The sequence below is a fragment of the Saccharothrix coeruleofusca genome (assembly GCF_014648515.1).
Taxonomy (GTDB): domain Bacteria; phylum Actinomycetota; class Actinomycetes; order Mycobacteriales; family Pseudonocardiaceae; genus Actinosynnema; species Actinosynnema coeruleofuscum.
This window is the reverse complement of the sequence record NZ_BMRG01000003.1, coordinates 551,185-560,277: the sequence shown is the minus strand read 5'-3', so window position 1 is coordinate 560,277 and position 9,093 is coordinate 551,185. Positions and strand designations below refer to the sequence as shown.

Genomic DNA, 9,093 nt, shown 5'->3' with positions numbered 1-9,093 from the left:
CAGCACCGAGTCGGCGGTCGGCTTGTCGATCTCGCCCGCGGGCTTGCCGTCGGCCAGCAGCACCACGCGGTCGGCGTAGGAGGCGGCGACCGGGTCGTGCGTCACCATGATCACCGTCTGCCCCAGCTTGCGCACCGACATGCGCAGGAAGTCCAGCACCTCCGCGCCCGAGCGCGAGTCCAGGTTGCCGGTCGGCTCGTCGGCGAAGACCACGTCCGGCCGCGCCACCAGCGCGCGGGCGCACGCCACCCGCTGCTGCTGGCCGCCGGAGAGCTCGGAGGGCTTGTGCTTCAAGCGGTCCCGCAGCCCCAGCACGTCGACGATGGTGTCGAACCACTGCTTGTCCGGCTTGCGGCCCGCCAGTTCCAGGCCCAGCAGGATGTTCTGCTCCGCGCTCAGCGTGGGCAGCAGGTTGAACGCCTGGAAGACGAACCCGACGCGGTCGCGGCGCAGCTTGGTCAGCTCCTTGTCGCCCAGGCCGGTGATCTCGGTCCCTCCGATGTGGACGGTGCCGCTGTCCACCGCGTCCAGCCCGGCCAGGCAGTGCATCAGGGTGGACTTGCCGGAGCCGGACGGCCCCATGATGGCGGTGAACCGCCCGGCCTGGAAGGACACGCTGACCCCGGCGAGCGCCCGCACCGCGGTGTCGCCCTTGCCGTAGACCTTGACCAGCTCCGCCGCCGCCACGGCGGTGCGGGTCCCGACGTCGGACACCACTGCGGACATCCCCTGCTCCTCATCTCCCGGTTCTGCGGACACCGAGAAAGCTAGGGACCGGGGACGTGCGCGGGCGTCGCCTCGCCGTCGGCTTCGCGGTCAGACCACAGGATGATCCCGACTAGTCCCCCGGTAGCTGATCCAGCAGGCCCCGCTCGTAGGCGATCGCCACCGCCTCGGCACGCCTGCCCGCACCCAGCTTGGCCATGACCCGGCTCAGGTGCACGCTGACGGTCTTCTCGCTGATGTAGAGCTCCTCGCCGACCTCGCGGTTGGTGCGCCCGAGCGCCACCAGCGCCAGCACCGAGCGCTCCCTGGGGGTGAGCGGGTCGACGCGCTCGCGCTGGTCCCCCAGCAGGACCCGCGCCCGCCTGGCCGCCGCGCGCACCGCGTCGCGCAGCGGCAGCGCCCCCAGCCGCTCCGCCACCTCGTGCGCCGCCCGCAGCTGCGCCACCGCCTCGTCCCGCCGGTCGGCGGCCAGCAGCGCCTCGGCCAGCCGCCACCGGCACACCGCCTGCTCGAACACCGAGCCGTAGCCGAACCCGTCGACCGCCGCCCGCCACAGCTGCGGGTCGCCAGCCCCGGCCAGCCCGCTCTCCTCGGCCAGCGCGCGGGCCAGCCACGCCCGCCCCTCCGGCCCCAGCGTCCCGGTGCGCGGCAGCCCCCGCTCGGCCGTGGCGCGGACGTGGGCGGCCAGCTCCCGGCCGGCCCGCACGGCCTCCTGCTCGGCGGCCACGTCCCGGCCGCGCCGCGCCCGAGCGGCCAGCTCCGCGTGACCGGCCACGGCCAGCGCCCCCAGCCGGATGCCCGCCAGCGCCCACGGACCGCCCTCGCGCTGGGCCCACTCCACCGCCTCCACGGCCCACCGCACGGCCCGCTCCGGCTGCCCGCGCCACAGCGCCAGCTCGGCGCCGGTGCCGCCGGTGATCAGCGCGATCTGCAGGTCGCGGTGCCAGTCGCCGCGCAGCTCGGCCAGCAGCCGCTCGGCCCGGTCGAACTCGCCTCGGCTGACCACCGGGTGGCTGCCCGCGGCGGCCAGCCGGGCGGAGACGGTGCCCGACACGCGCAGCCCCGGCGGCTCGGCCGCGCTCACCGCGCCGTCCCAGTCACCCAGGTGGTACCGGGTCAGCACTTGCAGGATGCGCAGCTCCAGCCCGTAGGAGCTCCACGTCATGCCGGTCGCCCCGGCCCGGTCGACGCCCTCGTCGAAGACCTTCGCGGCCCCGGCGAGGTCGCCGCTGTCGTAGTGGTTCACGCCCAGGAAGTAGCGGGCGCGCAGCTCGGTGTTGACCGCCTGGCACCCCGCCGCGCACGCCACCGCGGCGGTGTGGTGCTCGCGCGCGGCCACCACCTCGCCCGCCGCCTCGTCCAGCAGCCCCAGCGTGCACAGCGCGTCCGCCACGGCCGAGTCCGCGCCGCTGGCCCGGCCGTCGCGCACCGCGCACTCGGCGCGCTCGCGGGCCTCGGCGTACGCGCGCTCCTGCCGCAGCGAGGCCGCCCACACCGCCAGCACCCAGGCGCGGGACGGGCTGGCGGGCCGGTCGCGGACCAGCCGCCACGCCTGCTCGATGGCCCGCCGCCGCTCCTCGTCGGTGCCGTCGAGGACCTGCAGCGCCTGCGCCAAGCGCCGCCAGGTCTCCGCGGCGTCCTCCGGGTCCGCCGGGTCGACCAGCTCCGTGCCGCGCCGGGCGAACGCGATCGCCCGCTCGGGCTGCCCCGCCGTGCCCGCGGCCCACGAGGCGCGACGCAGCAGCACCAGCTCCCCCACCCCGGCCGGGCGGTGCTCCGGCGGCACCGCGTGCCACAGGTCCAGCGCCCGCTCCAGGTGCCGCAGCGCCTCGGCGGGCGCGCCACCGGCCTGCGCCTCCTGCGCGGCGGCGACCGACGCGCGCAGGGCGCGGGGCAGGTCGTGGCTCTCCAGGCTGTGGTGCGCCAGCGCCGCCGCCGTGCCCCGGCCCGCGCTCCCGTCGGCGGACGGCGCGGCCAGCCGGTCGGCGTAGGCGGCGTGCAGCCGCACCCGCTCGCCCGGCAGCAGGTCGGCGTAGACGGCCTCGCGCAGCAGCGCGTGCCGGAAGGTGTAGACCTCGTCGCGGTCCACCACCAGCACGTGGTGCTGCACCGCTTCGCGCAGCGCCGCGTCCAGCTCCGCGTCGTCCAGCGCGGCCACGTCGCGCAGCGGGTCGTGGCGCACCGAGCGCCCGCCGACCGAGGCCACCCGGAGCACGTGCTGGGTGCGCGGGGCCAGCCGCTCGATGCGCGCCAGCAGCACCTCGGTCAGCGTCCACGGCAGGCCGGAGCCGGAAGTGGCGACCGCGACCAGCTCCTCGGCGAAGAACGGGTTGCCGTCGGAGCGCTCGGCGACCTCGCGCACCACGTCCTCGGGCAGGTCCTCGGCCAGCGCGCCGACGAACGCCCGCGCGGCGGCCGCGTCCAGCGGGGGCAGGTCCAGCCGCCGCACGGCGGGCAGCCGCACCAGCTCGTTGAGCAGCGGGCGCAGCGGGTGCGCCCGGTGCAGGTCGTCGGAGCGGTAGCTGGCCACCACCAGCAGCCGCTGCCCGCGCAACCGCGAGAGCAGGAACGACAGCAGGTAGCGGGTGGAGGCGTCGGCCCAGTGCAGGTCCTCCAGCACCAGCAGCACGGGCCGCCGCTGGGCCAGCTCGTCCAGCAGCCCGAACACCGCGTCGAACAGCTGGAGCTGGCCCGCGTCCTGCTCCGGCCCGCGCCCCAGCAGCGGGGAGGGCGGGCCGAAGACGTCCCGACCCGCCTCGCGCTCCACCGGCAGCGCCTGCTCCGGCAGCAGCCTGCCCAGCGCGGGCCGGGCCGCCACGTCGAGCAGACCGGCTTGCCGCACCTGCCCGAGCGCCTCGGTGAAGGGCAGGTACGGCAAGCCGCTCCCGCCCACGTCCAGGCAGCGCCCGGTGAGCACCAGCGCCTCGCCCGCCGCCGAGGTCAGCTCGTCGACCAGGCGGGTCTTGCCGACACCGGCGTCGCCACCGAGCAGCACCGCGCCCGCGGTGCCGCGCGCGGCCTCGTCCAGCGCGGCCCGCAGGACCGCCATCTCCCGATCCCGCGCGACCAGCGGGATTCCGGAGCCCAGGCGCGTCACGGGTGGCATGTTCGCACACCTCAGGTCGCGCGGGAGCCGTTATCGGCCTTCCCTGCGGTGCGTGGACCAGCGCCACCACGCGCGCTTCGACGTGCCCGCGCGGCGCTCCGCGCGGGTGTGGGCGGCGTCCGCGAGCAACGCGGCCTGCCGGTAGTCGACCTCTGCCTTCAGGGCTTCCACAGTCCATTCCACGGCTTCGTCTCCTCATCAGCGTCACTTCATCCGGTGACGCTGAGAGTCGTCCTGAGGCCGGGGGCCCGACATCGGGAAGTCACGCGCGTTCCCGCGCCGATCCCCTCAGCCCGCGCCGTAAGGGGTGACCGCCGCGCGGGTAAGGGCTCAGCTGGCGGCCACCGCGCGCACCCTGGCCAGCCGTTCCCGCACCTCGTCCGCCTCCGGCGCGTTCAGCTCGGTGAACAGCGCCAGCGCGCGCTGCCAGTGCGCGACCGCGCCCGCCGCGCCCTGCCGGTCGAACACCGTCGCCAGCCGGTCGTGGGCCACCGCCTGGTGGTAGGGGCTGGCCGCGGCCGAGGCCACCGACAGCGCGGTCCGCGCGGCCAGCGCGGCGTCGGCCAGCTCACCGGACTCCAGCAGCACCGAGGCCAGGTCGGTGTGGCACATCGACTCGCCGCACTGCTCGCCGACCTCCTGATACATCTCCACGGCCGCGCGCAACCAGGTCTTGGCCTCCGCGTAGCGCCGCGTCGAGCGGTACAGCAGCCCGAGGTTGTGGTGCGCGTTGGCCTCCGCCCAGCGCGACCCGGCCGCCCGGCTGACCTCCAGCGCCTCCCGGTAGTACGCCTCGGACTCGGCCATCCGGCCCAGCGTCTGCAGCGTGTCCGCGACCGTGGTCAGCGTGCGCGCCAGTCCGTTGACGTCGCCGCTGGAGCGCGCCACCTCCAGCGCCTCGCGCAGCCGCTCCAGCGCCTCCTCGGACCGGTCGGACTGGGTCAGCGCCACACCGAGGTTGAACAGCATCACGAACCGCGCCTCCGGGTCGCCCAGCGCGGTGGCCGCGCGCAGCGCCGATTCGGTGGTGCGCAGCCAGGTCGACCGGTCGGTGCGCAGCCAGAAGAAGCGCGACAGCGTGTAGGGCAGCTGCCAGGCGTGCACCAGCCACGCCCGGTCCTCCCCCGCGCCCGCCAGCTCGGCGGCGGCGACCAGGTTGGTCTGCTCGGCGTCCAGCCACGCGGTGGCCTCGGCCGCCCCGGTCAGCCTCGGCACCTCCGCGGGCACGTGCACCGGCGCCACCCGCACGCTGCCCCGGCCCACCGGCAGCAGGCCGTCGGCCAGGTCCGCGCAGTGCAGGTAGAAGTCCAGCATCAGGCTGGTGGCCTCGTGCCGCTGCGGCCCGGTCAGCTCCGCGGCCAGCGTCCGGGTGTAGACGCGCACCAGGTCGTGCGCACCGTAGCGGCCGGGTTCGTTGACCGACAGCAGGTTCGCCGCGGTCAGCGCGTCCAGGGCGCGCTGCGCCTCCGACACCCGCACCCGCGCCATGGCCGCGACCACGAACGGCGTGACGTCCGGGCCGGGGTGCAGGCCCAGCAGCGCCAGCAGCCGGGCGGGCAGCGGCGGCAGCGCGCGGCGGGAGGCGTCCAGCGCCGCCCGCACCGTGGAGTCCTCGTCCTCCAGCCCCAGCGCGGCCAGCCTGCCGTGCTCGTCGTCCAGCTCGGCCACCAGCTCGGCCACCCGCAGCGACGGCGACCCGGCCAGCCGGGCGGCGGCGATGCGCAGCGCCAGCGGCAGCCCGTCGCACAGCACGGCCAGCCTGCGCAGCGCGTCGACCTCGGTGGTCTCCCTGCCCGCGACCCGGCCGAGCACCTCCACCGCCGCGTCCCGGTCCAGCATGTCCAGCTCGACCAGCCGCGCGTCGGCGTGCGCGACCAGGCCGACCAGCCTGCGCCTGCTGGTGACCACCACGCACGAGGGCGAGCCGGGCAGCAGCGCCATCAGCTCGGTGGAGCCGCGCGCGTTGTCCAGCATCACCAGCACCCGCCGGTCCGCGACCATGGTGCGGAACAGCGCCGAGCGCTCCTCCACGGTCACCGGGATGTCCGCCGACGGCACGCCCAGCGTGCGCAGGAACCGGTTGAGCACCTCACCCGCGGAAAGCGGTTCCCGGTTCGGGTCGTAGCCCTGCATGTCCACGTAGAGCTGGCCGTCCGGGAAGCCGTCGCGGACCCGGTGCGCCCAGTGCAGCGCCAGCGCCGTCTTGCCCACCCCCGCGGCCCCGGTGACCACCACCACCAGCCCGCCGTCGGGGTACTCGGCCAGCAGCGCGTCCAGCCGCTCCAGCTCGGCGTCGCGGCCGATCAGCGAGACCGGCGCGCGGGGCAGCTGCGCGGGCGTGGCCGGGCGTGGCGGCTCCGGCTCGGGCAGGGCCGTGGGCAGCGCCGCGGGCCGGGACCCGGCGGGCTCCAGGTCCTCGCCGGAGAGCACCGCCTGCTGGAGCCTGCGCAGCTCCGGGCCCGGCTCCACGCCCAGCTCGTCGACCAGCACCTGGCGGGCGTCGCGGTAGACCGCCAGCGCCTCGGCCTGCCGCCCGGCCTGGCACAGCGCGCGCATCAGCAGGCCGTGGCCGCGCTCGCGCAGCGGGTGCTCGCCGACCAGCGCGGTCAGCTCCCCCACCAGCTCCGCGCCGCGACCGATCAGCAGCAGCAGCTCGGCCCGCTCCTCCTGGGCGGCCAGCCTGCGCTCGACCAGCCTGCCCCGCTCCACCTCGGCGAACAGCCCGGCCACCCCGCCCAGCGGCTCGGCCCGCCACAGCGCCAGCGCCTGGTCCAGCTCGGCCGCCGCGGCCACCAGCTCGCCCGCGCCGCGCAGCCGCGCCGCCGCGGCCACCCGCTGCTCGAACACGTCCAGGTCCACCGAGGCGGGCGCGGCCCGCAGCAGGTAGCCGTCGCCGACCGAGGTCAGCAGCTCGGCCGGGGCGCGGCGGGCCCGGCTGGGCTCCAGCGCGCGGCGCAACCCGGCGACGTAGGTCTGCACGAGGTTGACCGCGCTGCTGGGCGCGGCCTCGCCCCACACCGCGTCGATGATCTGGTCACGGCTGACCGGGGTGTTGCGGGCCAGCAGCAGCACCGCCAGCACCGCGCGCTGCTTGGCCGCGCCGAGGTCGACCTCGACCCCGCCGCGCACCACCCGGAGAAGGCCGAGCACCTCGAACCGCACGGGCTCCCCGCCGTCGTACCCCACCGATCGATCCTTCGCCGAAGGTCGCCGCCGCCAACCCGGCGGCACAACGCAGCCTAGAGATCACTTCAGTGCGACTCCAGTCGGGCTGTAGCCGCATTCTTAGGCTAAGCGTGTCCGACCAACCACACAGGGCAAACCCCGGTGGGGAAGGTTGGACCAGACAGCGGAACACCCGCTGCTCTCCCTGAACGACGGGGGCAGGCCGGCGTGCAAGGGGCATCCAGCCCGCGGCGGCGGAACGCCGGCCCGCCCTCGTCCCCGCAACAGGAGGAAGGCCACCCGGTAGGGGGTGGCCCTCGTCCTTTGCCCTCCCCCAGCCGAAGGGGCCGTGACCGGGAACCCGAACCTCCCGGTCACGGCCCCTTCGGCCGTCGCGCTCAGGCGACCTCTTCCAGCTCCCTGGGCTCCGGGCGCACCTCGGCGGCGGCCTTGCGCCGCTTGCGCAGCACGACCACCGCGCCGATGGCGACCGCGAGGGCCATCAGCACCCACATCACCCCGTTGAAGACGGACTCGATGTACTTGGCCGAGGCGCCCGCGGCCGACCCGATCCCGATGTGCAGCGCCGACCACGCCACCGCGCCCGCGATCGAGGCGGGCAGGAACCGCCGGTACTCGAGCTTCGACGCGCCCGCCGACGCGGGCACCAGGGTGCGCACCACGGGCATGAAGCGGGCGCAGAACACCGCCCACGCGCCCCGGCGGCGCAGCAGCGCGCCCGCCTTGTCCCAGTGCTCCTGGCCGATCTTGCGGACCACCTTGCTCTCGCGCAGGCGGTCGCCGTAGCGGCGGCCCAGGAAGTAGCCGATGCTGTCGCCCGCCACCGCGCACACCGAGACCACCAGCCACATCACCAGGAACCGGGGTGCGCTGGTCACCGTGGTCGCGGCCAGCAGCAGCGCGCTCTCACCCGGCGCGAGGAACCCGACGCCCAGCGTGCACTCGGCCAGGGTCAGCGCGCCGGTCACCGCGAGCACGGCGGGCTGCGGCAGCCCGGCCAGGCCCTCCAGGGCATCGGTCAGCAAGGCCATGTCTTCGTCGCTCCCCCACGTCGCAGGACATCGATCACCGCGGGTGAGTTCACCGGATCGGCGGGGTCCCGCGCATCAGCCCACAGTCTGACCGCACCCCTTACTTCAGGTGGGGACCACCCCCCAGCGACGGCTCAGGGGCGGTCGTGGCGCCCCGCCTTGGCGTGGTCGAGGAAGCGGGACCACGGGGACGGGGCGAAGGCGAGCACCGCGCCGCGCCGGTTCTTGGTGTCGCGCACCAGGGCCTCGGTCCCCACCAGCGCGATCTCCACGCACTCCGGCCCGCTCGCGGACGAATGGCTGCTCTTGCGCCACTGCTGCACAGGTCCTCCAGGATCAGATCAGCAACTCGCGCCGGACCCGGCCGACCAGCCCGGCCGACTCCACGGGGTCGAGCGAGACCTCGACCAGCCGCGCGAACATCTCCGCGTACCCGAGCACGTCCTCGGGCCGCTCCAGGTACGCCTCGCCGCGCCGCCCCTCCAGGTACACCAGGTCGGGGCCCAGCCGCTCGGGGAAGGTCAGCACCACGAACGGGCCGTCCATGGCGGCGTGGCCGCCCGCGCTGAACGGCGCGACCTGGATCGTGACGTGCTCCAGCGCCCCGACCTGGAGCAGCCGCCCGAGCTGGTCGGCCATCACCGCGCGCCCGCCCACCAGCCTGCGCAGGGCCGCCTCGTCGACCACCGCGTGCAGCCGCAGCGGGTCGTCCTCCAGCAGCAGCGCCTGGCGCGCCTCGCGCAGCCCCACCCGCCGCTCCACCTCGGACTCCGGCGCGTCGGGCAGCACGTCGGCGATCAGCGCCCTGGTGTAGTCCGCGGTCTGCAGCAGACCGGGGATCATCAACCCCTGGTAGGTGCGCACCGACGCGGCGTCGGCTTCGAACCCGACGTAGCGGCCCGGCGCGATGTCGCCGAACTCGTCCCACCACGCCTTGCGCCGCGCCTGCCTGGCCAGCTGCACCAGTTCCTCGACCACCGCCGGCGACGCGCCGTACGCGGTGAGCATGTCGCGGACGTCGCGCGGGGTCACGCCGACCCGGCC

7 protein-coding genes are annotated in these 9,093 nt (G+C 75.8%); all 7 read right to left on the bottom strand.

What is annotated here, in order from left to right:
• Positions 1-726: ABC transporter ATP-binding protein (locus IEZ00_RS11200; RefSeq protein ID WP_189223112.1), on the bottom strand; the 726-nt coding region annotated here is incomplete at its 3' end.
• A 112-nt stretch (positions 727-838) separates the two neighbouring features.
• Entirely contained in the window at positions 839-3,832 is a 2,994-nt protein-coding gene (locus IEZ00_RS11195; RefSeq protein WP_189223111.1) for a helix-turn-helix transcriptional regulator, read from the bottom strand.
• Positions 3,833-3,862: 30 nt separating this feature from the next.
• Positions 3,863-4,015, bottom strand: a complete 153-nt coding sequence (locus tag IEZ00_RS11190; protein WP_189223110.1) for a hypothetical protein — start codon at positions 4,013-4,015, stop codon at positions 3,863-3,865.
• 147 nt (positions 4,016-4,162) lie between these two features.
• Positions 4,163-7,018, bottom strand: coding sequence for an AfsR/SARP family transcriptional regulator (locus tag IEZ00_RS11185; RefSeq protein ID WP_229795417.1), 2,856 nt, complete (start codon positions 7,016-7,018; stop codon positions 4,163-4,165).
• Positions 7,019-7,395: 377 nt separating this feature from the next.
• Positions 7,396-8,049, bottom strand: a complete 654-nt coding sequence (locus IEZ00_RS11180; protein WP_189223108.1) for a DedA family protein — start codon at positions 8,047-8,049, stop codon at positions 7,396-7,398.
• A 134-nt stretch (positions 8,050-8,183) separates the two neighbouring features.
• Positions 8,184-8,372 carry a DUF397 domain-containing protein gene (locus tag IEZ00_RS11175; protein ID WP_189223107.1) on the bottom strand — a complete coding sequence of 63 codons (189 nt, stop codon included), beginning with the start codon at positions 8,370-8,372 and terminating at the stop codon, positions 8,184-8,186.
• Between the two features lie 13 nt (positions 8,373-8,385).
• Positions 8,386-9,093: DUF5753 domain-containing protein (locus IEZ00_RS11170; RefSeq protein WP_229795415.1), on the bottom strand; the 708-nt coding region annotated here is incomplete at its 5' end.

What these genes read in the sequence shown, in the direction of transcription:
- IEZ00_RS11195 (WP_189223111.1), bottom strand. Translation starts at nt 3,832, where the DNA reads ATGCCACCCGTGACGCGCCTGGGCTCCGGAATCCCGCTGGTCGCGCGG.
- IEZ00_RS11180 (WP_189223108.1), bottom strand. Translation starts at nt 8,049, where the DNA reads ATGGCCTTGCTGACCGATGCCCTGGAGGGCCTGGCCGGGCTGCCGCAG.